Here is a 23,625-nt window from a genome sequence, read left to right on the forward strand (position 1 = left end):
TGGATGGGCTCGGTATTATTGGTCGATGATGATCAAGGTTTGAGGGCAATGTTGTCTTTTTCCCTTAAAGGGTCTGGTTTTAGCGTGTATGAAGCAGAAACAACGATAGATGCGATTACTTTGCTAAAGGAGCAAATGATTGAGGTTGTGGTATTGGATTTAGGGATGCCGCCAAATGAGCATGCTGCGACAGAAGGTCTGAAATTACTGGATTGGGTTTCTGAAGAAATGTTGAGTACTAAGGTGATTGTGCTTACGGGACAATCGGCTGACGAAACGTCATATGCTTCGATTAAATATGGCGCGTTTGATTTTTTGACTAAACCGGTTGAGTATGGCGTATTAAAGCAATCGATTGATCGCGCATTGTTGTTTTTAAAACAGTCTTTAAAGTTAAAAGAGCAAGAGGGGGTTCAGAAGATCGAGTTGGACCTTGAAATGGCCAAGGGGGTAAAAGCCGCCCGAAATGCAGCTGAGTTAAAGTTATTAAAGCAAGTATTGAGTGATACGGAATTTAATATCCATGAGGTGGCTCGACGACTTGGATTGAAACGTGAAAATGTTTATTACTTAATCAATAAATATGGCATTGAGCGTTCTTGATGTTTTCTGAATGGATAGGCGCGTTAGCTTTTAGCACCACTTTAGTCGGATTGACGTTGATTCTGGTGGTGTGGTATCTGCAGGCCCAAAGTCGTGAATTGAAAAATGCGATTTTAAAACTGTATGAAGTGAATAAAGTGGTCAACCAGGATGCGTTGGATTTTATTGAGCAGGCCTGGCCAATTTTAAAGGCTGCTGGCTTTAAAGGCATGAAGGGCGAGATTGTCTGGTTTGGAGAGGTGAAGCGCATTGAAAAAGGGAAAGAAGCCGCAGTGTCTTATCCTGTGAGCCTTGCTGAAGGTGGAATGGATTTTCAGTTGTTGTTGGCCGCGCCTCGTTTGAGGGGTGAAAAAAAACTCTTTGCTCAATTGATTTTTCAAACGTTCAAATCCTTACTGGTATTAGATGTCAGTAATAAAAATACTCAGTTTTTCTTGTCACAAAAGCGGTTAGAAAAATATCAGTTATTCGTACAGCATGACATTAAAAATTTAGCTCAGTTTATTCAATTGTTAGCCGATCAAGTTCGTGAAGTTGAATCAGAAGATGAAAAGCATCAGCTGGTTGAGCACCTAAAAAAGGTATTGCCTGGCGTGACAGGGCGTGCTGAAAAAACCATTAAACAAATGACGCTTTCCAGTGGCGCCTTTCAAGGTGTCGAATCGATTGAATTTGCCAGTGAAATTACACGAATTGCAAAGGGGTTGGATATTCAATACCAGTTGCACGGCTCATTTAGCTGTTCCATGTCTTATACGTTGTTTGAGCAGGTCATTCAAAATGTGCTGGAAAACTTTCAACATCATGCTTATGACAAACCGATTTTGATTGATGTCATGCCTGACGGGCACGTTATTTTTTCAATGGCGCGTCAGGAGGGAGAAAAAGATATTCAAAGTGAGCGATTATTTGAGCCGTTTTGGTCTAGTTCGGAAAAAGGAATGGGGCTGGGGTTGTTTATTACACGCGAGCTATTGTCGACAGTGGGTGGCGCTATTTACTTTGAGGCGCTGGAGTATCGGAATCGGTTTGTAGTGCAGTTTTGTGCTCAGCTTAACCCCGAATAAGAATGTGGGTAAGAGAAATTTACTCTGTGAATTTATGGAAATTGGCCTAAACTGTAAGAAGATAAAGCATTATTAATTCATGTGGAGAAATAAACATGGCATCAGTTCATCAAAAAGGGTTTACGTTGGTCGAAATGGCGATTGTATTGGTGATTATCGGCTTGTTGTTAGGCGGGGTGCTGAAAGGTCAAGAGTTAATCAATGGCGCAAAGATTAAGAATGTCCATAGTGATGCACAAAGTATCCTGTCTGCAGTGTTGACCTATCAACAGCGCTATAAAGCCTTGCCGGGGGATGATAGCTCGTCTGCCATTGCGGATATTTCAACCAATAAAGGGGATGCTAACGGTCAAATAGATGATGATGAGGAAGCGGCCTTTTATGAACAGCTACGCCGAGCCAATCTTTTGACAGGGGCGCCAGATGATGCGATTCCAACCCATGCATTTGGCGGAAATATTGAAGTGAATGAAAATGCTTACACTAATGCGCAAGGAAATAATATTTGCTTTATGGACATGCCCGGAGATGCGGCAAATATTGTAGATAGCCAGTATGATGACGGCATCCCAAGTTCTGGAGCGATTCAGGGGGATGATGCGGCTACATCTTATACGATTGATGGTACTGTGACATATGACTTGTGTTACCGACTCTAGATCTGTCGCGTTTAGGAAAAAAGCCCCTTCAATAGGGGCTTTTTTGTTTTTGCTGTTTTTATATGACTTTGTGGTAGAATACGCGCCCTAAATTTAAATTTTATTAATTAGAATCAATAAGATAGCTTTGTTAAAGCCGTACAAATATTAAGTCTTTATTTTTTAAGGTCGGGTTATGTCAGAATTACAGTCACGCACGTCACCATTCTCAGGTGGTTTATTCATCAAAACTTACGGGTGTCAGATGAATGAATACGATTCAGATCGTATGGCAAAGTTGTTAGAAAAAACCTATGGACTGAGTCTGGTGGAAACACCTGAAGAAGCCGATATGTTGCTTTTGAATACGTGCTCTGTACGAGAGAAAGCACAAGAAAAAGTGTTTGATGAACTTGGACGTTGGAAAAAGTGGAAAGCGGCAAAGCCGAACCGAGTGATTGGTGTTGGTGGTTGCGTAGCCTCCCAGGAAGGGGATGTGATTCGTAAACGTGCCCCTTTAGTGGATGTCATTTTTGGTCCGCAGACCTTACATCGTTTACCGGCGATGATCGAAGAAGCCTTAGCTTTACGAACTGCTACTGAGCAAGATAAAAAATTGAAGAAGCGAGCGATTATCGACATTTCTTTCCCTGAAATTGAAAAGTTTGATAACTTAGCCGAACCCGAGTCAAATGGCGTGTCGGCCTTTGTGTCTGTCATGGAAGGGTGCTCAAAATATTGTACTTTCTGTGTCGTGCCTTACACTCGTGGTGAAGAATTCAGCCGACCTTTTTCAGATGTCATGGCTGAAATTGAATCTTTAGCTCAACAAGGTGTGCGAGAAGTCAACTTACTCGGGCAAAATGTCAATGCGTATCGCGGTGAGATGCCGGATGGCGAAGTGGCTGATTTAGCGGTTTTAATTCATGCTGTCAGAGCCGTTGAAGGCATTGATCGTATTCGTTTTACCACATCACACCCAAATGAGATGACACAAAGTTTAATTGATTGTTATGCCGAGGTGCCGGAATTGGTTTCGCATTTACATTTACCGATTCAGTCTGGCTCTGATAGAGTCTTGGCGATGATGAAACGCAATCATATGGCCATCGAATATAAAGCGACGATTCGTAAAATTCGTAAAATTCGACCTGATTTGAGTTTGTCGGGTGATTTTATTGTCGGTTTCCCAGGGGAAACGTGCGATGACTTTAAAGAAACGCTCGCCTTGGTAAAAGAAATGAACTATGACCGTTCTTTCAGTTTTATCTACAGCCCTCGTCCAGGAACGCCTGCTGCGAGTTTGCCTGATGATGTTGAATTGCATATGAAAAAACGTCGTTTACAAGCCCTGCAAGCGATGTTGAATGAGCAAACGGCTGCAATTAGTGATGGGATGGTTGGGACAACACAGCGCGTGCTTGTTGAAAGACTGTCGCGTAATTCAACTAATGAAGTGTCAGGGCGTACGGAAAATAATCGAGTCGTGAATTTTGAAGGGCAGCCAGAACTGATTGGTCAATTTGTAGATGTCTTAATTGAAGAAGCCTATACCAACTCTTTGAAAGGGAAGTTGGTGGCAACACCGGAAGCCGAGCAGTTTTCTCAACGACAGTTTTATGCGTTGTAATTCACAATTTTTTTCATTATGATGGGCTTATTATTAGGCTCGTTTCTTATATGGTTTTTGTTCATTGACAACGCTTCACACCATACAATTTCATTTAACTCCTGAAGATAATGATGCACTGGCCAACCTTTGCGGGTGGCACAGTGAACATTTGTCTCAGCTTGAGCTGCGTCTAGGTGTTGAAATAAACCATTTGGGGTTTAAGTTTAGTGTCACTGGGCTGGCAGAGCGGTTGGTGCAAACTGAACAGTTCATTCGTGACTTGTACCAAATGGCGCAGAAAGAGCCTCTGGACCCTCCGAAGGTACATCTTGCCTTGCAGTCACTGGGGTTTGATGAAGCCAAAGCCATGGATGATGATCAATTATTAATCAAAACGCGAAAGAAAACCATCAAGACGCGTAATGCTAACCAAGCCAACTATATTCAATCTGTAAAAGAGTATGATGTCAGCTTTGGTATCGGTCCGGCAGGAACGGGTAAAACCTATTTAGCGGTTGCCACTGCTGTTGAAGCATTGGAGTCGGAACAGGTTCGTCGCATTATTTTGACGCGCCCGGCTGTTGAAGCTGGTGAAAAGCTTGGTTTCTTACCGGGAGACCTCAATCAAAAGGTGGATCCTTATTTACGTCCCTTATTTGATGCTCTTTTTGAGATGCTCGGGTTTGAAACAGTTGAAAAGTTGATTGAAAAACATATTATTGAGATTGCGCCGCTTGCTTTTATGCGTGGTCGTACGTTAAATGAATCTTTTATTATTTTAGATGAAGCTCAAAACACGACAACTGAACAGATGAAAATGTTTTTGACTCGAATTGGTTTTGGGTCGAAAGCGGTCGTTACCGGTGACATTACGCAGTGTGATTTACCGAACCATCAACGGTCAGGGTTAAGACACGTGATTGAAGTGTTGGAAGGGGTTCCAGGAATTGGCTTCACCTTTTATCAATCTCAAGACGTGGTGCGCCATAACTTGGTGCAAAAGATTGTTCAAGCTTACGATCAATTTGATAGAAGGAGTGCGGCAAAATGATACACCTAGATTATCAAGTAGCAGTCGAAGAGGTTGAAGAAGCTGATTTACCGACCTATGAACAATGTTTGAAGTGGGTTGAAGCCGCATTGCTGGATGATCGTTTGGACGGTGAAACGGAGTTAACGATTCGCATTGTCGATGAAGATGAAATTCAAACGCTTAATCGTGATTTTCGAGGAAAAGATAAAACCACCAATGTACTGTCTTTTCCATTTGAAAATCCTCCGGTTTTAGTGGACCTCGGTGAGGAGTTGCCATATATCGGGGATTTGGTCATTTGTGCCGAGGTGGTGAAACAAGAAGCCAAAGCACAACACAAACCCTTGGAAGCACACTGGGCACACATGGTCGTTCATGGATGTTTGCATCTTCAAGGGATGGACCATATAGACGATGAAGAAGCCATTAAGATGGAAGCATTGGAGGCTGAAATCTTAGCGGATTTCGGTTATGACTCACCTTATGAATCGGATTGATTCAACGCACTGATTTGTGTATTTCTTTTATACTTTTTCTTGATGATCCCTTTCCTATTGAAATATCTGAAGTGGTTCGTATATAACGAATAGAAAGTATAGATTTATTTATGATAGTAAACCGGAGTGAAAAATTTCATGAGTGACAGTAGTAGCGGTTCTTCGTGGTTTGAAAAGCTTTCCAAGTTATTTTCAGATGAACCGGAGAGCCGGGAAGATTTAGATTCATTTTTGCAAGAAGCCCAAGCACAGGACTTGATTGATAAAGATGCGCTGTTAATGATTCAAGGGGTGTTGGATGTGTCGGAAGCGCGTGTCCGAGATGTTATGATTCCAAAGGTGCAAATGTCTTGTGTGGATGAAGCGGATGAATTAGATGTCATTTTAGAGACTATGCTGGATGCAGCGCATTCTCGTTATCCAGTATTGTCCGCAGATACCGATGAGGTGATTGGTATTTTACTGGCGAAAGATGTCTTGCGTGCGGTTGTCAAACATCAGCTAACCGATAAGACTCAGCTGGAAGAACTCTACCGAACGCCAGTTTTGGTATCGGAGAGTAAGCGCTTAAATGTGTTGCTTAGAGAGTTTAAAAACAGTCGAAATCACATGGCTTTGGTGGTGGACGAATATGGCGAAGTCGCAGGACTGGTCACCATTGAAGATGTCTTGGAGCAAATTGTTGGAGACATCGAAGATGAGCATGACGAAGATGATGACAATATCCAAAAACATATTTCCGGTGCTTATGCGGTAAAAGCAATAACGTCCTTGGATGAATTTAACCAGTTTTTTAATACAACCTTTGAAGATGAATTGTTGGAAACCATTGGCGGCATTGTTGCCAAACGGTTAGGAAAAATTCCAGAAGAAGATGAGGTTTTTGAAATTGAAGGGTTGAGAATCACCGTGCTAAAAGCTGATGAACGCCGAGTAGAAAACTTTTTGGTAGAAGAAAAGTCGGTGTTTGATGACGAAGAGTCTGACTCAGAAGACGAGTCACAAGAGTCAAAATCATCAGAGGTTAGCGAGACTTCTGAGCCATCATCAAATGAGTCGTCAGAAAAAAATGCAACGGATGTTTCCAGTCAGTCCTAGTCGATTTATGAAACGATTCCTTTCTTTTTTTAAACCGTCCAAACCATTATTGAGTGCTTTTGTACTTGGCGCTATGATGGTGTTTGCGCATGCACCTGTGGCCATCGCTCCTTTGGCTGTCATTGCGTTAGCTGGCCTATTCTGGCTTTGGTTTAAAGCAGGCTCTAAAAAAGAGACGACTCAAATCGGACTTTGGTTTGGCCTAGGCTTTTTTGGGGTGGGGGTGAGCTGGTTAATTTCCAGCATGTATATTTATGCGGACGTGAACCTTGTCTTGGCGATTCTAGCCACCTTTATTTTTATTTTATTCTTATCGTTGTATTTTATGCTGGCTGGCTGGTTGGTTGGCTTGCTGAAAAGTGCTGATAAGGTCGCTTTTAGTTGGGTGTTGGTCATGCCAGCTGTTTGGGTGTTTGCAGAATGGTTGAGAGCGACCTTATTTGGTGGGTTTCCTTTTTTAATGACAGGAAACACGCACCTGTTGACCTGGCTGGATGGCTATGCGCCCGTTTTTGGGGTGTTGGGGGTCAGTTGGGCAGTGGCGATGACAGCGGGTATTTTGTTGTGGTTATACCAAGTCAGGGCTTGGATTGGTGCCAGTTTTCTATTAGCAGTGCTTTGGTTGACAGGCGCGGCATTAAAAAATGTGCAATGGGTTGAGCCGGAAGGAAAACCGGTAAAAGTGGCCTTGTTGCAAGGGAATGTTAAACAGGATCAAAAGTGGGATCGAGCTCACTTTATACCGACCTTGAAAACGTATGTTAGTTTGACAAAACAGAATCTGGATGCCGATTTGATCGTCTGGCCTGAAACCGCTGTGCCAGCGTATTATGATACGGTTGAAAACGGAGTGTTGCGCTCTTTTATTAAGGATACTCAGTTACTGGAAACCGATGTTTTGATGGGGGTGATTACTCGCAACCGACAAACAGGCGAGTATTTTAATGCACTGGTCAATGCTAGAAATCCTGAGCAAGTCTATCATAAAAAACACCTCGTACCATTTAGTGAGTACTTCCCTTTTTCTAAAATCTTAAAAACCTTAAGTTTGATGTTTGATATCCCGTTTTCGGAATTTACGCATGGCGCACCCGATCAAGAGCCTTTAGCGTTAGGGAAACATAAAGTAGGGGTGTCGGTCTGTTATGAAATGGCCTTTGGTGAAGAGTTGGCTGATTCGGCTAAAACCTCCAGTTATTTGGTGACCGTGAGTAATGATGCCTGGTTTGCACATACGTTTGAGCCGGCTCAGCAAGTACAGGATGTGCAGATGCGCGCAATTGAGCTAGGACGAGAGATCGCGCGAACGACTAATACAGGTTATACCGTCATTGTAGGAACGGATGGACAAATCAAACAAGAAATTCCACCTTATGAAACCGGGGTGTTGAGAGGTGAAGTGCAGCCTTATACGGGCACAACGCCTTTTGTGGAATGGAAGCAACTCCCTTTGCTATTGTTGCTCAGTGTTGTGATGAGCTTTTTAGCCGCTCGAAAAATAGCGTTGCTGCCACTTGTTCAGGCAAAAAAATAGAAATGCGAAAGAGAGTAGTAGACGTTATGTATTATAAAAAACTGCCAGGCCTGGCAGTTTTTCATTTGAGATTAAAGTGATTTTTCAGGATTCATTGCGGCCGTAATGCGCAGTTTTAAAATCATTAAATCTGTTGGATCTGACAAGCTAAGCGCTTTTTCTTCCAAATATTTTTCAATAATCGGCAGGTCCATTTCAATAAAGGATTCTACCCCCTCGTTGAACTCTTCCATATATTCGGCAAGTTGAAAAATATCGGCTTTGACATCTTCTTGAACCTGCTCTAATTGCTCTCGACTCAATTCTTCTAGAACCGATTCTTTTTCTTCTACTTTGTGTACGGCTTTGCCAAGTAAATCCCAGCTTTTCATGTCCGCTTGAATGAGCGATTCTTTTGCTTTTTCCAAGATGTGACGATAGGCTGCCAACATTTTATTTTCACTCATTTTTACATCCTCTAATTTGTTATAATCTTTTTCATTTAATTTATCTTTAATCATACCAAAAAGAAAGCGATACATGACAACAGAATCCATGCCTGAATCGACAACTGATTATCAACCACAATCCATTGAAGCCGCTATCCAGCAAGTTTGGGATGAGCAGCAGGTCTTTGTAGCGAAAGAAGACGACTCGAAAGAGAAGTTTTACTGTCTTTCCATGTTTCCTTATCCAAGCGGTAAGTTACATATGGGGCATGTGCGTAACTATACCATTGGCGATGTGGTGTCACGATTCCAGCGTATGCAAGGCAAAAATGTGTTGCAACCAATGGGGTGGGATGCTTTTGGTCTGCCTGCTGAAAATGCCGCAATGGATAATCAAGTTGCACCCGCTAAATGGACCTACCAAAATATTGATTATATGCGCAACCAATTAAAACGGCTCGGCCTAGGGTATGACTGGACGAGAGAGGTGGCTACGTGTCATCCAGAGTACTATCGCTGGGAGCAATGGCTGTTTACCCGTTTGATGGAAAAAGGCTTAGTGTATCGTAAGCTATCAGTGGTGAATTGGGACCCGGTGGATCAGACTGTGCTGGCCAATGAGCAAGTGATTGATGGCAAAGGATGGCGTTCAGGCGTGCCGGTTGAGCGAAAAGAAATCGCACAGTGGTTCTTACGCATTACCGATTATGCAGATGAATTATTGAAAGATTTGGATCAGCTTGAAGGCTGGCCGGAACAAGTCAAAACCATGCAGAAAAACTGGATTGGTAAGTCGACCGGGTTGGAGATTGAATTCCCGATCGCTTCAGGCTTGGATGAATCAAATGGTAATCTGAAGGTATACACTACACGCCCTGATACCTTGATGGGGGTGACTTATGTGGCTGTGGCGGCAGATCACCCTTGGGCAAGAAAAGCATCGGTGAATAATGAACCGTTGGAACGTTTCATTGAAGCATGCTCTCATATTTCCACCGCTGAAGCGGATATGGAAACCATGGAGAAAAAAGGCGTTGATACAGGGATTCGCGTCAAACACCCGATTACCGGTGACGAAGTGCCGGTATGGGCAGCTAATTTTGTGTTGATGGGGTATGGAACCGGTGCGGTGATGTCGGTTCCAGCGCATGATCAACGTGATTATGAGTTTGCAAAGGCGTATGATTTGCCGATTAAAGCGGTGATTGCGCCGAAAGCGGGCGAAGAAGCAGATGTTTCCGAAGCAGCTTTTACCGAAAAAGGGGTGTTGGTTAATTCCGGACAATTCGATGGGTTGAAATCTAAGCAAGCTTTGCATGAAATGGCGAAAGTGTTAGGCGAATTAGGCTTAGGAGAAAAACAGACCAACTACCGATTACGTGACTGGGGGATTTCTCGTCAGCGTTATTGGGGGTGCCCGATCCCGGTCATTTATTGTCCAGCCTGTGGCGCACTTCCTGTTCCGGAAAAAGATTTACCGGTGCGTTTGCCGGAAGATGTGGTGCCAGATGGGTCGGGATCGCCTTTAGCGAAACTGGACAGTTTCAAAAAATGCGCGTGTCCGCAATGCGGCGGCCCGGCGAATCGCGAAACCGATACCTTTGATACCTTCTTTGAGTCGTCTTGGTATCATGCCCGTTATACCTCTCGCCATGAAGACAATGCGATGTTGGATAAAGCTGCGGCAGACCATTGGTTGCCAGTGGATCAATATATCGGCGGGATTGAGCATGCCATTCTTCATCTATTGTATGCACGTTTTTTCCATAAACTGATGCGCGATGAAGGGTTGGTCTCATCCGATGAACCCTTTAAAAACCTGCTCACGCAAGGCATGGTCTTGGCAGGCAGTTGGTTTACACAAGATGAAAAAGGCAAACAAACTTGGTATTCGCCTTTGGATGTCGAGCCAGTCACCGATGAAAAGGGCGCCATCGTCAAAGGCACATTAAAGTCAGACGGTACGGAAGTACAATACGGCGGTATTATTAAGATGTCTAAATCTAAGAACAACGGGATTGATCCGCAGACTTTGATTGACCAGTACGGTGCCGACACCTTGCGTTTGTATATTATGTTTGCCTCACCGCCAGAGCAAACCTTAGAGTGGTCTGATTCGGCTGTAGAAGGGGCTCATCGTTTCTTAAATCGTGTTTGGCGTCAGGTGCAAGCACACGTTTCAACAGGTGTGGTTGCGGCTTGTACGTCGAATGATGGTTTGACTAAAGAACAAAAAGCCTTACGTTTGAAGTTACACACGACATTACAGAAAGTGACCGATGATATGGGACGTCGGATGCATTTCAATACCGCCATTGCGGCGACCATGGAATTGTTGAATGATATTTCGCGCTTTAAGGACGAATCAGAAGCGGGTCGTTCGGTGATGCAAGAAGCTTTGGAAATGTTGATTTTAATGTTGTCTCCGATGACGCCGCATGCCTCTCAAGCGCTTTGGGAAGCGTTAGGACATGATGGATTGGTATTGAATGTGGCTTGGCCAGCAGTAGACGAAGCGGCCTTGGTGAAAGATGAAATTGAAATCATGGTGCAGGTCAACGGTAAATTGCGAGGCAAAATCGAAGTGGCAGCCGAAGCGGATAAAGACACCATTTTAGCCGCGGCAAAAGCGAACGAACATGCCGCCAAATTTATCGATGGCAAAGACATCGTTAAAGAAATTGTGGTGCCTGGACGTCTGGTGAATATTGTCGTGAAAGGTTGATCCAATCTATTTAAGTGAGGGATAAGATGTCTCAATATTTAATCATGACTCAAACTAGCCAGGCCTGGCTTGTCAGGCTACGTTTTGTTGCGATTTTAGGCATGGTTGCAACCTTGACAGCCTGCGGCTTTCACTTAAAAGGGGTCGGCAAGAATGCGGTGGCCACTTTCGAGTCGATTCAACTGGTTAATACCGATGGGGTTCGTGCAGATATTCTACGCTCATTGGAACAGCAGCTTAAGGCGTCTGATGTTAAAGTGGTTAATAATATGGCGGACGCGCAGATTGTGTTGTCATTTCAGCCAACCGGTTACACCGTCTCTCGAACCAGTATCAGTGGGCAGGGAGATGCGACATCTGAGTTGATTAAAATGGCTCAATCTATTCGAGTAGAAGATGTGGCGACGGAAAAAGAGTTATTAAAAACGGTGGTGCAGGTTTATCGCGATCGACGTATTGATAATGCCGCAGCACTGGCTTCAAATCGAGAGCTGCGTTCGATTCAACAGCAAATGGCGAATGATATTGCTATGCAGATCATTGATCGAATCAACCGGTCTCAGTTAAATTAATGCGGCATAGGTAATTTATTATGATTATGGCACCTGCTTTTTTAAAGCAGTTACAGAATCCTCAGTTTGAAATCAAGCCCATCACGTTGATTTATGGTGAAGAGCCTTTGTATGTTCGTCGAGCCTTAGATGGATTAAGAGGCGTGCTCAGATCACAAGAGTATTTTCAGCGGGACCGTTATGAAGTGGACGCGAACTTTAAATGGGCTGATCTGAAAATGGAAACCCAGGCAGGCACTTTGTTTGCGGATCGCCGCATTATTGAATTGGATATGCCGAAAGGTACACCGGGTAAAGATGGTGGCGCCTTTATTCAAGATTGGGCGAATGCTATGCATGATCAACCGCCTGAAATCTGTTTGGTGATTACCTGTGAAAAACTGGATGGCCGCCAACTGAAGTCGAAGTGGGTACAGGCGATTGAAGCGCATGGTTGGGTCGTTCAATCTAAACCGATTGAGGGCGCTGGGCTCATTAAGTGGTGTCAGAACCGCGCACAAGAAGCGGGTCTCAGTTTGGATGAAGAAGCCGCCGGCTTATTATCGGAAAGGGTAGAAGGAAATTTACTGGCGGCGGATCAAGAAATGGAAAAGTTGGCGTTGCTTTTTCCTGCCGGTAGTACGTTAAGCGCACAGAATATTATCGACAATGTCGCAGATCAGGCACACTATCAGTTATTTGCGTTAAGCACGGCTATGCTGTTTGGCCGAACCCAATACGCATTACAGATTTTACATCGATTACAGCAGGAAGGTCTGGAAGCACCGATTGTGCTTTGGCTGTTGTCGAAAGAGTTGCGACAGTTGATTTCGATTGCACAAAAGCAACAGATGGCATCGTTGCCACAAGTGTATAAGCAGTTACGTATTTGGTCTTCGAAGCAAGCGGAATTCAGTGCAGCATTACAGCGTCATGATTTGGCTTATTGGCAAAGTTTGTTGAACGTTGCGTTGCAAGTTGATTTGACGATTAAAGGCCTTCGCAAAGGCGACGAGTGGTTAGGTCTTTCGGAACTGGTATTTAAAATTTCGCAATGATTTTTAAACAAAGTTAGATGACAGAGAGTGGAATAAAGATGAGTGAAAAAGAAATGGATGTCAAAGCCTATATGCAGAAACTGGGGCAACAAGCCCGAGAAGCTTCCCGTCAATTAATGGTGGCGACCACTCGTCAAAAAAATACCGCATTATTAAATATTGCAACCGCACTGGAAGCGCAAGCCGAAACGCTGAAAGCCGAAAATGCGAAAGATTTAGAGCAAGGTAAAGCCAATGGTCTAGATGCCGCGATGTTGGACCGTTTGGCTTTGACTGATAAAGTGATAACTGGCATGGCGACGGGGTTGAGACAAATCGCAGCCTTGAACGATCCGATTGGCGAGATTTCGGATATGAATTATCTGCCGTCGGGCATTCAGGTCGGAAAAATGCGTGTGCCTTTAGGAGTGGTGGGGATTATTTATGAATCTCGTCCTAATGTCACGATTGATGCGGCGGCCTTATGTTTGAAATCCGGTAATGCGGCCTTGTTGAGAGGAGGTTCTGAGGCGGCTTATTCAAACCGAGCCTTGGCTAAATGTATTCAATCAGCTTTAAGTGAGTCAGGTCTTTTGCCAACCGCTGTTCAAGTGGTGGAAACTACGGATCGTGCCGCAGTCGGTGAGATGATTGCCATGCCGGACTATGTGGATGTCATTATTCCTCGAGGCGGTAAAGGATTGATTGAACGTATCAGTGAAGGCGCTAAAGTCCCTGTCATCAAACATTTAGACGGTATTTGTCATGTCTATATCGATGATGATGCAGATGCGGATAAAGCCACGCGGGTTGCTTTTAATGCTAAAACGCATCGTTATGGGGTATGTAATGCGATGGAAACACTATTGATTGCAGATTCTCGTGCTGCCGAGATTCTGCCAGGCCTGGTAGAAATGTATGAAGCCAAAGGTGTGGAGTTGCGTGGTTGTGAACAAACGCGTGCTATTTGTGATATGAAAGCGGCTACCGAAGAAGACTGGGCCACAGAATATTTAGCGCCTATTCTGTCCATAAAAGTAGTGGAAGATGTGGATGAGGCGATTGAGCATATTACACAGTACAGCTCAGGTCATACCGAATCGATTATTACCGAAAATTTAACGACCTCCCGTCAATTCTTGGCGCGTGTCGATTCCAGTTCGGTGATGGTGAACGCGTCCACTCGCTTTGCGGATGGGTTTGAGTATGGTTTAGGTGCTGAAATCGGTATCAGTACGGACAAATTCCATGCACGCGGACCAGTCGGACTGGAAGGGTTGACGTCTCAAAAATACATTGTGCTAGGGGACGGCACGATTAGAGAGTAATTGTATGACGTGGGCGGCTGTGATGTTACTTCCGAACAGCCGTCAATAATACGTCTTTTGCGTGGCAGATGGCGTGGAACGCTTCAGCCTTTCCCCCTTTGTCCGGATGATGGATTTGGGATAGCTTGCGATATTGCAGATGCACTTTTTTGGGTGTGATATCGGTTTCAATTTCCAATGTCTTTTTGGCTTCTTGAATCTCTTTTTGACTGTAAGAGAGGCTCCCTGGTTTTCCAAAACTTTTCCAAAAGCCATCAATCAAATCAATGACATCTTGTTCTTGAGTATGAATAAAGGTTTCATAATCCAAATAGTATGTTTTGACTTCATCAATTGCCGATACCTTTTGTGCTGTATTTTCTTTAGGCGTTGTATCTAAATAAATATCCAAAGTATGGATGTTTAGATTGCCTTTTTTTTCTGTATGCCACTTGTCTTGAAGTCGATACAATAAATGAAACAATAAAAAATGCGCTCTGAAAAGTTCTAAAGGTTCTAGAGAAGGGGTGAACTGATCAAACCCTAAAGCGACCAATTGTTTCATCAGGTCGTATTCTTTAATCGGCTTGCCATTCAACAGCAGTTGGTAAATCGCTTCTTCAAATAACGAAGGGATTTCGGGAATTGTCATATGAATATTTGACATAGTTGCTATAATACCAAAAAAACCTAAAGAGAATTATTTTTGCAAACTAATCGTTTAATCGGCATTAACGGCGGTACTTTCGACCCGATTCATTTTGGGCATTTACGTCCGGCCTTGGAAGTGCTTCATGCGCTTCATTTGGATGAGATGCGATTTATTCCTGCCTATCAGCCTGTTCATAGAGCGTCTCCATCTGTATCAGCACAACAGCGGTGCGAAATGGTTCGACTTGCCATTCAAAACCAACCGAGTTTTAAGTTGGATACCATTGAGTTGGACCTGGGTGGACCTTCTTATACCGCGACTACTTTGGAAGCCATTAAAAAATCTGAACCGAATGCTTCTTTGGTTTTAATGATGGGAACTGACGCGTTTGCTAAATTTAATCAATGGCACGATTGGCAAGGGATTTTAAATCTAGCCAATATTGTGGTAACCCATCGACCAGGTGAACCGGTTCCAAGAGATGGGGAAGTCGGGCAGATATTTATGAATCACTGGGTACCCAAGTTAACGGAAGCAAGTGGCCAGATTGTCGATTTGCCTGTCACACAATTGGATTTAAGTGCCACGGCGCTACGATCTTATTTAAAAAACGGAGACCCGGTTGATTATTTGATGCCGGAAAATGTCGCCCGTTATATATATGAACATCAGCTTTACCAATAGAAGAGAGTGATTGAATACATGATGGATAGCCAGCAAGTTGAAGCGTTAATTGTTAGTACTTTGGAAGATAGTAAAGCGCGAGATATTCAAGTTTTGGATGTTTCAAAGCTTTCTTCCTTTACCGATAAAATGGTCATTGCAACAGGGACATCAACCACGCATGTCCGCTCTACGGGGAATGCGGTGGCACAAGCCTTTAAAGAAGCAGGTGAACCACCAATGGGTGTGGAAGCCGGTCCAGAGCCTGATTGGGTTTTGGTGGACCTTGGTAACGCCATTGTTCATGTGATGACAGAGTCTGCACGAGCACATTACCAGCTTGAAAAATTATGGAATATCAAGCCGGGTGACGGTGCGAGTCTTGATTCAGCAAACGGCTGATATTAAAAGTTTATTAGGCTGAAACGTTTGTGAATATTCATTTTATTGTCGTCGGACAAAAGATGCCAGGCTGGGTGCAAACAGGGTATGCCGAATATGCTAAACGATTGCCAAAAGCCTGCACGTTAAAGCTTGTAGAACTCCCGATGGCAACGCGTGGGAAATCAGGATCCGTTGCACAATATAAATCTGAAGAAGCCAAGCGAATTTTGGCCGCGGTGCCGAAAGGGGCTAAGCTGGTTGTGCTAGATGAAAAAGGCCAGGAATTGACTACGGTTCAATTTTCTCAGAAACTGGATGATTGGTTAGGTTCCGGGCAAGATGTCGCGTTAATCGTTGGCGGTCCAGACGGGCTTGATGCCAGTTTGATTCAACAAGCCGAATGGAAATGGGGACTTTCTAAGCTCACCTTGCCACATCCTTTGGTGAGAGTAATGGTAGCTGAACAAATTTATCGCGCTTGGTCTGTATTGCAAAACCATCCTTATCATCGAGATTAACTCGATGTTGTCTTTTATCTAATAGATTGCTTTTAAACTAGTTTTTTTACGTATTCGAAAGTACAATGAATTTGTGTTTAAAGTCAAAGTGTTATCAAAGATGCTTTTTGACTGACGTGCATTTAAATCATAAAAGAGGTGACTTATGGATTTAGCAGGTTTGATCACATTTTTAGCGGTCGGAGCGATAGCTGGTTGGCTTGCAGGTTTACTAATGAAAGGGCAAGGGTTCGGTCTGCTGGGTAATATTGTTATTGGTGTCATTGGGGCATTTGTTGGTGGCTTTGTGTTCGGCTTATTGGGCATCGTCACAACAAGTATTTTAGGCACCATCGTGAGTGCGACCGTCGGCGCTGCGATTTTATTATTTGTGGTCGGAGTGCTTAAAAAAGCTTAATAAGACTTTGACGCTGGATATTTTAAGGTGCTTTAATAAAGAACCACCAGGCCTGGTGGTTTTTTTATGTTGAATACAGAGTAAGTTGCATGCGGTAGGATGGTCTTGAAGATTCCCTTCATTGACAGATTGGCTAAAAGGTGACATGGATGGAAAATAAAAAAACAATCTCTTTAGTGTTGGGCAGTGGCGGAGCAAGAGGTTGGGCACATATTGGTGTGATTCGCTGGCTAGAAGAAAATGGGTATGAGATTCGTTCCGTCACCGGATGTTCCATTGGTGCTCTGGTTGGGGGTGTTTATGCCGCTGGCAAGTTGGATGAGTTTGAAGAATGGGTTTGTTCTATTCGTAAGGTGGATATTGTCACATTATTGGATTTGTCCTGGCAACGCAGTGGTTTGGTAAAAGGGGATAAGATCATTAAATCTTTGGTCGACTTGGTCGGTGATCAAATGATTGAAGACTTACCTATGACTTATACCGCCGTGGCTTCAGATATTGTGCGCCAGCGAGAAATCTGGCTGCAATCAGGTCGTTTATTTGATGCGATTCGAGCCTCGATTTCTTTGCCATTATTTTTTACGCCGTTTCATTATCATGGTGTTGATCTGATTGATGGGGGGGTTTTAAATCCTGTCCCAATTGCGCCTGCGTTTAGTGATAAAACGGATATGATTCTTGCAGTGAGTTTAAGTGGTGAACCCGAAAATACTGATAAGATAGAAAAAATAGAATCTCGTTCAGATGATGAAAAGTTAGAAGCTGAATCAGAAGAGTCATCCAAACAGTCTCAGGATGAAAATAATTTTTATGAAAAAATCAGTCGGTTTATCAGTAAGTTTCGAGAACCTGATGAAGCCGCATCGACTCGGAACTGGAGTGTTTATGAAATTGCAGACCTGGCGTTTGACTCGATGCAAAGCACGATTGCGCGGCAAAAACTGGCAGCCTATCCGCCAGATAAAATTATTGAAATAGCAAATGATGTCTGTGGGTCGCTTGAGTTTGATCGGGCCTCAGAAATGATTGAACTCGGTTATCAAATCGCTGAAAAGTCAATGAAAAAGCAAGAATCACCTTTGGTTATATAAAAGCAATTAACAAGGAAAAGGGAATAGAAAAGCTGTGGATAATGATGAAAAGTTGGGTCGGCCTTTCGTAGGATTTTTTCTTATTTTTTTGAGCGGAATGGTATTTTCGCAACCAGCTGTTTCCGGACCCAATTACGATTCAGGGTGTGTTCAAAAAGCGCTTCAAGAACAAGCGCCAGATACCACGCTGGAGCAAATTAGAGAACAGTGCCTGTCTTCATCTGTTGATCTTGAGGACAAATCGGCGCTCACGTCACGACTTGAAGCTGAAAAACGCTCTAAATATAACCCGTTTTCCATTCAGCCATACCGGACGAACTATGTTTTGTTCGGATCCTATAATTTTTCCGAGACCAATGAGAAGCCTTTTAGAGAAGTTGCTTTAACAGGAGACGAATCTTTTGAACCTTATGAAGTCAAATTTCAAATTAGTTTGAAAGTGCCTGTTGCAGATCAATTATTGGGCTGGGGAGACCATTTGTTTGTCGGTTATACCAACCGTTCATTTTGGCAAGCTTACAACTCCAAAATTTCAAAACCCTTCCGGGAAACCAATCATGAACCCGAAGTTTGGATGAGCTTTGATAATAAGTGGACGATTAATGGATGGCGTAATCGACTGGTTGATCTAGGTCTCGTCCATCAGTCCAATGGTCGTTCCGGGACTTTATCACGCTCCTGGGATCGAGCTTATATTCGAATGATCTTTGAAAAGGGTAATTCAGCGTTTGCGATTAAGCCTTGGTTACGATTTCCAGAACCAGCCGGTCAAGATGATAACCCTGATATTTTGCATTATATGGGAAATGCAGAGTTTCGTTTTGTAACCAAGCAGAATCGGCACCAGTTCAGTGTATTGGTGCGGAATAATTTTGATGAACAAGATAATAAAGGCGCGCTGGAATTAGGGTACAGCTTTCCTATTCATCGGAACTTGAATGCGTATGTTCAATGGTTTTATGGTTATGGTGAAAGTTTGATTGATTATGATTATAAAAATAATACTGTGAGTATAGGTGTAAAACTGGGAAATTGGTTGTAGAATAAAACAAAAAATAACAATATAACTTGTCGGGCTATAGCAGTCTTGATCAAAGTTGCACTCTCTAACCATTTATGAAAAAGGAATTTGTGTGCCTTTTTGGTTTGAAAAACATGAAATGCGACGCTTCCGGCGCGTTGACATCCCTGTAAAAATTTATATCACACCAAATGAAGCGATTAAGGATCAGCAGATCTTTGCGTATGGTATTGATTATTTCCCACCGACTAAAATAAAAAAGATTAAAAAAGCAAAAAGAGAAATGCATCATTGGGTCGGTCTGATTCAGGAGCAGAAAGATATTTTAGCCCCTTTTTTTGATGACTTTGAAACCTATATTGAATTTTTTAAGGAGTGGGTTCAAGCATTGTCTGAAGGACAGTCCCCGAGAGCCAGTAAAAAAGATTGGTTGACGTTTCATGCCTATGCAAAAGGCGTTCAGAAGATTCAATCCTTGGCAACCTCTGCCCCTAAAACCTTTCAATACTTTGAGCGTCTCAATCAGAAACTGATAACTCATTTCGAGCATATGGCAAAGTGTGCGGAACAATCGACGTCTTCCCACTTCGTCTTGCCTAAAATGCTGCCTGAGCATTTTGCCATTGATGACATGAAAAAACGTTTTGAATCACCATCGGCTCAAAAAGTTCCTTTAATTCAGTCTTTGTATCATTTGTATTTATATATGTCGTATACCTTTGATGCGTATGGAGAGCTGTTGCAAGATATTTGTTCTGACCAATCGCCTTCTTCTTGGCCTGAGGCGGAAGTGAATTTGAGTGCCGGAGGTGTGTCCATCAAACTGGATAAGCGCTATAAACCGAATATGCGATGTAAGATAACCCTTTATTTTACCGGGAGTAAGCGACTGTTCAAATTTCAGTCAACGCTTATCCGAGCGTTTTCTGTTCCGGAGTTTGAAGCAGAATGTAATGCCTTTAATTTTGATTTTCCAAACAGTCAGGATCAGCATTTGATTCAAATGGAAATTGAACAATTTGAAATTCGAAATAGTATGAGTGTGCAGTTGTCATGATTTTGTGGCAAGGAGGGAGGGACAAGTGGCAAATAGTGTAGAACCGACATTTATGAATGGGTTGTCTTTTACTTTAAGGCCGGTGGCAACTGAACTTTTCAATATGCATTTGCTAAAAGAGTTGTTAGAGATTAGACAAGGAAAAGTTCCTTCCTCTTTAGTTCAAAAATATACGATGTCACAAGAACAATGGGTCGAGGTCAGCAATGTGGTGATTTTAACCAAGTTGTCTCAATTCACGATATCAAAAGAATTGAAATTGGATTATGTCGAGCATCTGCAGGATGTTTTGCGTGCGGTATTGGATATGGAAGGGGCAACATTCGAAGAAGTCCATCAGGCAATTCAATATTACCAAGCCAATGTCTTAGCTGATTGGTATAGAAGATTACAAAAACACCACACTTATCAACTCCGTTAGATGAGGGATGTTGATAAAAATATCTCTTTTAAGCCTGAGTTGCCAAAATAAAAAATAATTTATTTTTCTCTTATGAAGAAAGCATGATAAATGTTTGACAAGGGAAGTGATTTTGTAGATAATTCCGCAATCCTTTCAAACATTTAGATACTTTAGAAAGATTTAGCCCTTTCTTAATGAGTGTCGATTGTCGATGCGTATCGATGTAAACGATTGAAAAAAATAAATTTTTGGAGTTATAAAGAATGGCAAATTCAGTACAAGCAACGAAAAGAGCTCGTCAAGCCGAGAAGCATCGTCAACATAATGCAGGTATGCGCGCTGCAATGCGTACAACAGTCAAGAAAGTTCTTTCTGCTGTTGAAGCGGGCGATAAAGAAGCGGCAACAGCTGCATTTCGTGTTGCGCAATCAAGCTTAGACAATATGGCTCGTAAAGGTCTTATTGCTAAAAACAAAGCGGCTCGTAATAAAAGTCGTATTAACGCGCGTATTAAAGCAATGGCTTAATTACCAGCGTTTACTTAAAAAAGCCGGGTTTATCCCGGTTTTTTTGTGTCTAAAAACCAGGGAAGTGCTTTTTAGAAAGCCGAACATTAAAAAAATTCGAGTTGCTTCCGGTTCGTCGTTACAATAGTGATATCTCATAACATTAAAGACTCTAACGTTGAAACGTATTATTAAAGCCACTGCTACCGTTGGCGGTATGACTATGATCTCCCGGCTGCTCGGTTTTGTTCGAGATATGGTGATAGCACGCTATTTTGGTGCCACTGCTGGAGCCGATGCTTTTTTTGTCGCATTTAAAATCCCTAATTTCTTTCGCCGACTGTTTGCTGAAGGTGCATTCTCACAAGCGTTTGTTCCGGTTTTATCTGAGGTTAAGGAGAAGCGCGGGAAGGATGCCGTCAAGCATTTAATCAATGCCATTTCTTTTCGATTAGGCGGTATTCTATTGCTGCTAACAGCCTTCGGCGTTTTTGGATCAGGTCTTTGGATGCTCGTGTTTGCACCCGGTTTTGCGGATGATCCGGAAAAATTTCAGTTAGCGTCTGATATGCTATCCATTACCTTTCCGTATTTGCTGCTCATTTCTCTAGTCGCTTTTTCTTCAGCGATTATGAACACTTATGATCAGTTTGCTGTTCCCGCGTTTACACCTGTCTTCTTGAATCTGGTATTAATCACGTTCGCTATTTGGGTGTCTCCTTTGTTGGATGTGCCCGTCATGGCGTTGGCTTGGGGGGTTTTGGCGGCTGGGGTGGTGCAACTGCTCTTTCACCTCCCTTTTTTAAAGCGCCTTGGACTGCTGCCAGTCCCTTCTCCTAAAACGGATGAAGGGGTTTCCGAAGTGAAGCGCTTAATGTTACCGGCGCTATTTGGAGTGTCGGTGGCACAGATCAATTTATTGATTGATACTGTTTTGGCTTCTTTTTTGATTACGGGGTCGGTCTCTTGGTTGTATTATTCGGATCGTTTGATGGAATTTCCACTAGGGGTGTTTGGTGTGGCTTTAGCGACCGTGGTTTTACCCGGCCTGTCGAAAAAAGCCGCTACGGAAAATTGGGATGGTTTCCGGCAAGATATCGATACCGCGCTACGTTTGGTGCTGATTATTGGTGTTCCCGCCACGCTTGGCCTACTATTGCTGGCCCAACCCCTAATGATTACTTTATTTTACTATGGCGCCTTTACGGAAAATGATGTGACGATGTCAGGCATGAGTTTGATGGCATATTCTTTTGGTTTGCTGGGCTTTATTTTGGTTAAAATTCTGGCGCCGGCTTTTTATGCGCGTAAGGATATGAAAACACCGGTTAAAATTGCGGTGGTCGCCTTGGTGACCAATACAGTCATGAATTTAGCGTTGATTGGCCCTTTTGCACATGTGGGGTTGGCTGCCGCCACCAGTATTTCAGCGTTCGTTAATGCGGGATTGCTTTACTGGTTTTTAAGAAAGCAGCAGGCTTTTTCGCCATTACCAGGTTGGGGAAAGCTCTGGGGGCAAGTCTTGTTTGCAAATAGTGTATTGGTGATTTTGATTTTAGCAATTACCCCAGATATTTCGGATTGGCTGTCCTTTGATGCTTGGCATCGCTTGGGTTGGTTGTTAGCGATTGTGTTCGGTACAATGGCCGCTTATGGTGTCGTGTTGGTCGCAACAGGAATCAAACCGAAGCGCTTGTTGAAAAAAGAGCGTTAAAACTGGCCAGGCCTGGTGGTTTTTTTATTGGGTATTAAGTGATTTTTTAAAGATTAACAAAGTCTTATTTGTCCTAATAAGCTATAATTTATCGCTTACTAAAAAAATAATTATGAACTGATGCACTTAATTCGTGGCTTACAAAATCTGGACACTGTCAGAACAGAACTGCGGGCAGGGTGTGTGTTGACCATCGGTAATTTCGATGGCATTCATCTAGGGCATCGCGCCATTTTAGATCAAGTTATCAATCTGGCTAAGTCACAAAGATTGCCTTCTGTGGTGATGATTTTTGAACCGTTGCCGATTGAATATTTTGCTCCTCAGACAGCGCCTGTGCGATTAATGAATTTAAGGGAAAAACTCAGTGCTTTTAAAGCGACCGACATTGATTATGTGTTGGTTTGCCGATTTAATGAAGCCTTTGCCAATCTTACCCCAATGCAGTTCGTTGAATCGGTCTTAAAAGAGGGATTGAATGTTCGGCACTTGGTGGTCGGAGATGACTTTTGCTTTGGCAAACAACGTCAAGGGAACTTTGAGTTTTTAGCTGAACAAGGCCGTTGTTTAGGGTTTGAAGTCACCGATGTGGCGACCTTTGAAGTAGATTGCGCTCGAGTGAGCAGTACACGTGTGCGTCAGGCATTGTTAAAGCATGACTTAGCGATGGCAGAGCGTCTGCTGGGCGAACCCTTTCATTTTCACGGACGAGTGATTCATGGCCAGAAATTAGGACGCAAGATTGGTTTTCGAACTTTAAACTTAAACCCCAAACGCATTCAGATGCCCTTGGAAGGGGTTTATGCGGTTAAGGTTTCCGGTTTGGCCGAACAAGATTGGCCTGGCGTTGCCAATATTGGTATCCGCCCTACGGTCGATGGGTCTCGACCCTCTATCGAAGTGCATTTGTTCAATTGGGATAAAGATGTTTACGGCGCTCATATTAGCGTTAGAATAGAGCATTACATTCGCGCAGAAATGAAATTTGAAAATTTAACGCAACTAACAGAGCAAATTGAATGCGATGCTCAAGAAGCAAAACAATTTCATGGACTGACTCAAACTGGGTCCGTTCACAAAAACTAACCC

The 23,625-nt window shown here is 43.1% G+C and carries 25 protein-coding genes; 23 read left to right on the forward strand and 2 right to left on the reverse strand.

What is annotated here, in order from left to right; genetic code table 11:
- The first annotated feature begins 3 nt into the window (after positions 1 to 3).
- From GHNINEIG_RS02465 to lnt, 8 genes are all read left to right on the forward strand, one after another.
- Positions 4 to 603 (forward strand): response regulator, encoded by a 600-nt coding sequence (locus GHNINEIG_RS02465; RefSeq protein WP_135795180.1) that lies wholly within the window; start codon positions 4 to 6, stop codon positions 601 to 603.
- On the forward strand, positions 603 to 1,670 hold the full coding sequence (locus GHNINEIG_RS02470) for a sensor histidine kinase (protein ID WP_135795181.1): 1,068 nt from the start codon (positions 603 to 605) through the stop codon (positions 1,668 to 1,670). The genes GHNINEIG_RS02465 and GHNINEIG_RS02470 overlap by 1 nt, the downstream gene beginning before the upstream one ends.
- 95 nt (positions 1,671 to 1,765) lie before the next feature.
- Positions 1,766 to 2,329 (forward strand): prepilin-type N-terminal cleavage/methylation domain-containing protein, encoded by a 564-nt coding sequence (locus GHNINEIG_RS02475; protein ID WP_135795182.1) that lies wholly within the window; start codon positions 1,766 to 1,768, stop codon positions 2,327 to 2,329.
- Between the two features lie 175 nt (positions 2,330 to 2,504).
- Positions 2,505 to 3,938, forward strand: a complete 1,434-nt coding sequence (gene miaB, locus GHNINEIG_RS02480) for a tRNA (N6-isopentenyl adenosine(37)-C2)-methylthiotransferase MiaB (protein ID WP_135795183.1) — start codon at positions 2,505 to 2,507, stop codon at positions 3,936 to 3,938.
- Positions 3,939 to 4,002: 64 nt separating this feature from the next.
- Positions 4,003 to 4,971, forward strand: a complete 969-nt coding sequence (locus GHNINEIG_RS02485) for a PhoH family protein (RefSeq protein ID WP_135795184.1) — start codon at positions 4,003 to 4,005, stop codon at positions 4,969 to 4,971.
- Positions 4,968 to 5,450, forward strand: a complete 483-nt coding sequence (gene ybeY / locus GHNINEIG_RS02490) for an rRNA maturation RNase YbeY (RefSeq protein ID WP_135795185.1) — start codon at positions 4,968 to 4,970, stop codon at positions 5,448 to 5,450. The genes GHNINEIG_RS02485 and ybeY overlap by 4 nt, the downstream gene beginning before the upstream one ends.
- A 138-nt stretch (positions 5,451 to 5,588) precedes the next feature.
- The gene (locus GHNINEIG_RS02495; protein ID WP_135795186.1) at positions 5,589 to 6,548 is read left to right on the forward strand and encodes an HlyC/CorC family transporter; all 960 of its coding nucleotides are present in this window, start codon (positions 5,589 to 5,591) and stop codon (positions 6,546 to 6,548) included.
- On the forward strand, positions 6,502 to 8,082 hold the full coding sequence (gene lnt, locus GHNINEIG_RS02500) for an apolipoprotein N-acyltransferase (protein ID WP_223260917.1): 1,581 nt from the start codon (positions 6,502 to 6,504) through the stop codon (positions 8,080 to 8,082). Before GHNINEIG_RS02495 ends, lnt begins: the two co-directional genes overlap by 47 nt.
- Before the next feature lie 71 nt (positions 8,083 to 8,153).
- Here the strand turns inward: lnt and GHNINEIG_RS02505 are convergent, their stop codons facing one another.
- On the reverse strand, positions 8,154 to 8,528 hold the full coding sequence (locus GHNINEIG_RS02505; RefSeq protein ID WP_223260918.1) for a zinc ribbon-containing protein: 375 nt from the start codon (positions 8,526 to 8,528) through the stop codon (positions 8,154 to 8,156).
- Between the two features lie 73 nt (positions 8,529 to 8,601).
- Between GHNINEIG_RS02505 and leuS the strand changes: the two genes are divergently transcribed.
- Genes leuS through GHNINEIG_RS02525 form a run of 4 tightly spaced genes read left to right on the forward strand, consistent with a single transcriptional unit; the run spans position 8,602 to position 14,151 of the window.
- A complete protein-coding gene (gene leuS, locus GHNINEIG_RS02510) occupies positions 8,602 to 11,235 on the forward strand; it encodes a leucine--tRNA ligase (protein ID WP_135795187.1) in 2,634 nt (877 codons plus the stop codon).
- A 26-nt stretch (positions 11,236 to 11,261) separates the two neighbouring features.
- A complete protein-coding gene (locus GHNINEIG_RS02515; RefSeq protein WP_135795188.1) occupies positions 11,262 to 11,807 on the forward strand; it encodes an LPS-assembly lipoprotein LptE in 546 nt (181 codons plus the stop codon).
- 20 nt (positions 11,808 to 11,827) lie between these two features.
- On the forward strand, positions 11,828 to 12,844 hold the full coding sequence (gene holA / locus GHNINEIG_RS02520) for a DNA polymerase III subunit delta (protein WP_135795189.1): 1,017 nt from the start codon (positions 11,828 to 11,830) through the stop codon (positions 12,842 to 12,844).
- Between the two features lie 53 nt (positions 12,845 to 12,897).
- Complete coding sequence (locus GHNINEIG_RS02525) at positions 12,898 to 14,151, forward strand: glutamate-5-semialdehyde dehydrogenase (protein ID WP_135796809.1); 1,254 nt, start codon at positions 12,898 to 12,900, stop codon at positions 14,149 to 14,151.
- A gap of 25 nt (positions 14,152 to 14,176) precedes the next feature.
- Here the strand turns inward: GHNINEIG_RS02525 and GHNINEIG_RS02530 are convergent, their stop codons facing one another.
- Positions 14,177 to 14,797, reverse strand: a complete 621-nt coding sequence (locus GHNINEIG_RS02530) for a DNA-J related domain-containing protein (RefSeq protein ID WP_135795190.1) — start codon at positions 14,795 to 14,797, stop codon at positions 14,177 to 14,179.
- A gap of 39 nt (positions 14,798 to 14,836) precedes the next feature.
- Between GHNINEIG_RS02530 and nadD the strand changes: the two genes are divergently transcribed.
- The 11 genes from nadD (at position 14,837) to ribF (ending at position 23,622) form a co-directional block, all read left to right on the forward strand.
- Positions 14,837 to 15,466: a nicotinate-nucleotide adenylyltransferase gene (nadD, locus tag GHNINEIG_RS02535; protein ID WP_135795191.1), complete on the forward strand. Its 630-nt coding sequence runs from the start codon at positions 14,837 to 14,839 to the stop codon at positions 15,464 to 15,466.
- A gap of 18 nt (positions 15,467 to 15,484) precedes the next feature.
- The gene (gene rsfS / locus GHNINEIG_RS02540) at positions 15,485 to 15,847 is read left to right on the forward strand and encodes a ribosome silencing factor (RefSeq protein WP_135795192.1); all 363 of its coding nucleotides are present in this window, start codon (positions 15,485 to 15,487) and stop codon (positions 15,845 to 15,847) included.
- Positions 15,848 to 15,876: 29 nt separating this feature from the next.
- Positions 15,877 to 16,347: a 23S rRNA (pseudouridine(1915)-N(3))-methyltransferase RlmH gene (rlmH, locus tag GHNINEIG_RS02545; protein ID WP_135795193.1), complete on the forward strand. Its 471-nt coding sequence runs from the start codon at positions 15,877 to 15,879 to the stop codon at positions 16,345 to 16,347.
- 145 nt (positions 16,348 to 16,492) lie between these two features.
- The gene (locus GHNINEIG_RS02550) at positions 16,493 to 16,744 is read left to right on the forward strand and encodes a GlsB/YeaQ/YmgE family stress response membrane protein (protein WP_135795194.1); all 252 of its coding nucleotides are present in this window, start codon (positions 16,493 to 16,495) and stop codon (positions 16,742 to 16,744) included.
- A 149-nt stretch (positions 16,745 to 16,893) separates the two neighbouring features.
- Complete coding sequence (locus tag GHNINEIG_RS02555; RefSeq protein ID WP_135795195.1) at positions 16,894 to 17,835, forward strand: patatin-like phospholipase family protein; 942 nt, start codon at positions 16,894 to 16,896, stop codon at positions 17,833 to 17,835.
- A gap of 97 nt (positions 17,836 to 17,932) precedes the next feature.
- Positions 17,933 to 18,877 (forward strand): phospholipase A, encoded by a 945-nt coding sequence (locus GHNINEIG_RS02560; RefSeq protein WP_223260919.1) that lies wholly within the window; start codon positions 17,933 to 17,935, stop codon positions 18,875 to 18,877.
- Positions 18,878 to 18,968: 91 nt separating this feature from the next.
- Positions 18,969 to 19,913: a hypothetical protein gene (locus tag GHNINEIG_RS02565; protein WP_135795197.1), complete on the forward strand. Its 945-nt coding sequence runs from the start codon at positions 18,969 to 18,971 to the stop codon at positions 19,911 to 19,913.
- Between the two features lie 25 nt (positions 19,914 to 19,938).
- Positions 19,939 to 20,334 carry a hypothetical protein gene (locus GHNINEIG_RS02570; protein WP_135795198.1) on the forward strand — a complete coding sequence of 132 codons (396 nt, stop codon included), beginning with the start codon at positions 19,939 to 19,941 and terminating at the stop codon, positions 20,332 to 20,334.
- 245 nt (positions 20,335 to 20,579) lie between these two features.
- Positions 20,580 to 20,843 (forward strand): 30S ribosomal protein S20, encoded by a 264-nt coding sequence (rpsT, locus tag GHNINEIG_RS02575; protein ID WP_011369913.1) that lies wholly within the window; start codon positions 20,580 to 20,582, stop codon positions 20,841 to 20,843.
- Positions 20,844 to 21,000: 157 nt separating this feature from the next.
- Complete coding sequence (gene murJ / locus GHNINEIG_RS02580) at positions 21,001 to 22,536, forward strand: murein biosynthesis integral membrane protein MurJ (RefSeq protein WP_135795199.1); 1,536 nt, start codon at positions 21,001 to 21,003, stop codon at positions 22,534 to 22,536.
- A 120-nt stretch (positions 22,537 to 22,656) separates the two neighbouring features.
- Positions 22,657 to 23,622, forward strand: coding sequence for a bifunctional riboflavin kinase/FAD synthetase (ribF, locus tag GHNINEIG_RS02585; RefSeq protein WP_135795200.1), 966 nt, complete (start codon positions 22,657 to 22,659; stop codon positions 23,620 to 23,622).
- The last annotated feature ends 3 nt before the right edge of the window (positions 23,623 to 23,625 follow it).

Origin of the sequence: Hydrogenovibrio crunogenus, from assembly GCF_004786015.1 — a bacterium.
Lineage (GTDB): Bacteria > Pseudomonadota > Gammaproteobacteria > Thiomicrospirales > Thiomicrospiraceae > Hydrogenovibrio > Hydrogenovibrio crunogenus.

What these genes read in the sequence shown, in the direction of transcription:
- GHNINEIG_RS02465 (WP_135795180.1), top strand. Translation starts at nt 4, where the DNA reads ATGGGCTCGGTATTATTGGTCGATGATGATCAAGGTTTGAGGGCAATG.
- GHNINEIG_RS02470 (WP_135795181.1), top strand. Translation starts at nt 603, where the DNA reads ATGTTTTCTGAATGGATAGGCGCGTTAGCTTTTAGCACCACTTTAGTC.
- GHNINEIG_RS02475 (WP_135795182.1), top strand. Translation starts at nt 1,766, where the DNA reads ATGGCATCAGTTCATCAAAAAGGGTTTACGTTGGTCGAAATGGCGATT.
- miaB (WP_135795183.1), top strand. Translation starts at nt 2,505, where the DNA reads ATGTCAGAATTACAGTCACGCACGTCACCATTCTCAGGTGGTTTATTC.
- ybeY (WP_135795185.1), top strand. Translation starts at nt 4,968, where the DNA reads ATGATACACCTAGATTATCAAGTAGCAGTCGAAGAGGTTGAAGAAGCT.
- GHNINEIG_RS02495 (WP_135795186.1), top strand. Translation starts at nt 5,589, where the DNA reads ATGAGTGACAGTAGTAGCGGTTCTTCGTGGTTTGAAAAGCTTTCCAAG.
- lnt (WP_223260917.1), top strand. Translation starts at nt 6,502, where the DNA reads ATGAGTCGTCAGAAAAAAATGCAACGGATGTTTCCAGTCAGTCCTAGT.
- GHNINEIG_RS02505 (WP_223260918.1), bottom strand. Translation starts at nt 8,528, where the DNA reads ATGAGTGAAAATAAAATGTTGGCAGCCTATCGTCACATCTTGGAAAAA.
- leuS (WP_135795187.1), top strand. Translation starts at nt 8,602, where the DNA reads ATGACAACAGAATCCATGCCTGAATCGACAACTGATTATCAACCACAA.
- GHNINEIG_RS02515 (WP_135795188.1), top strand. Translation starts at nt 11,262, where the DNA reads ATGTCTCAATATTTAATCATGACTCAAACTAGCCAGGCCTGGCTTGTC.
- holA (WP_135795189.1), top strand. Translation starts at nt 11,828, where the DNA reads ATGATTATGGCACCTGCTTTTTTAAAGCAGTTACAGAATCCTCAGTTT.
- GHNINEIG_RS02525 (WP_135796809.1), top strand. Translation starts at nt 12,898, where the DNA reads ATGGATGTCAAAGCCTATATGCAGAAACTGGGGCAACAAGCCCGAGAA.
- GHNINEIG_RS02530 (WP_135795190.1), bottom strand. Translation starts at nt 14,797, where the DNA reads ATGTCAAATATTCATATGACAATTCCCGAAATCCCTTCGTTATTTGAA.
- rsfS (WP_135795192.1), top strand. Translation starts at nt 15,485, where the DNA reads ATGATGGATAGCCAGCAAGTTGAAGCGTTAATTGTTAGTACTTTGGAA.
- GHNINEIG_RS02550 (WP_135795194.1), top strand. Translation starts at nt 16,493, where the DNA reads ATGGATTTAGCAGGTTTGATCACATTTTTAGCGGTCGGAGCGATAGCT.
- GHNINEIG_RS02555 (WP_135795195.1), top strand. Translation starts at nt 16,894, where the DNA reads ATGGAAAATAAAAAAACAATCTCTTTAGTGTTGGGCAGTGGCGGAGCA.
- GHNINEIG_RS02560 (WP_223260919.1), top strand. Translation starts at nt 17,933, where the DNA reads ATGGTATTTTCGCAACCAGCTGTTTCCGGACCCAATTACGATTCAGGG.
- rpsT (WP_011369913.1), top strand. Translation starts at nt 20,580, where the DNA reads ATGGCAAATTCAGTACAAGCAACGAAAAGAGCTCGTCAAGCCGAGAAG.
- ribF (WP_135795200.1), top strand. Translation starts at nt 22,657, where the DNA reads ATGCACTTAATTCGTGGCTTACAAAATCTGGACACTGTCAGAACAGAA.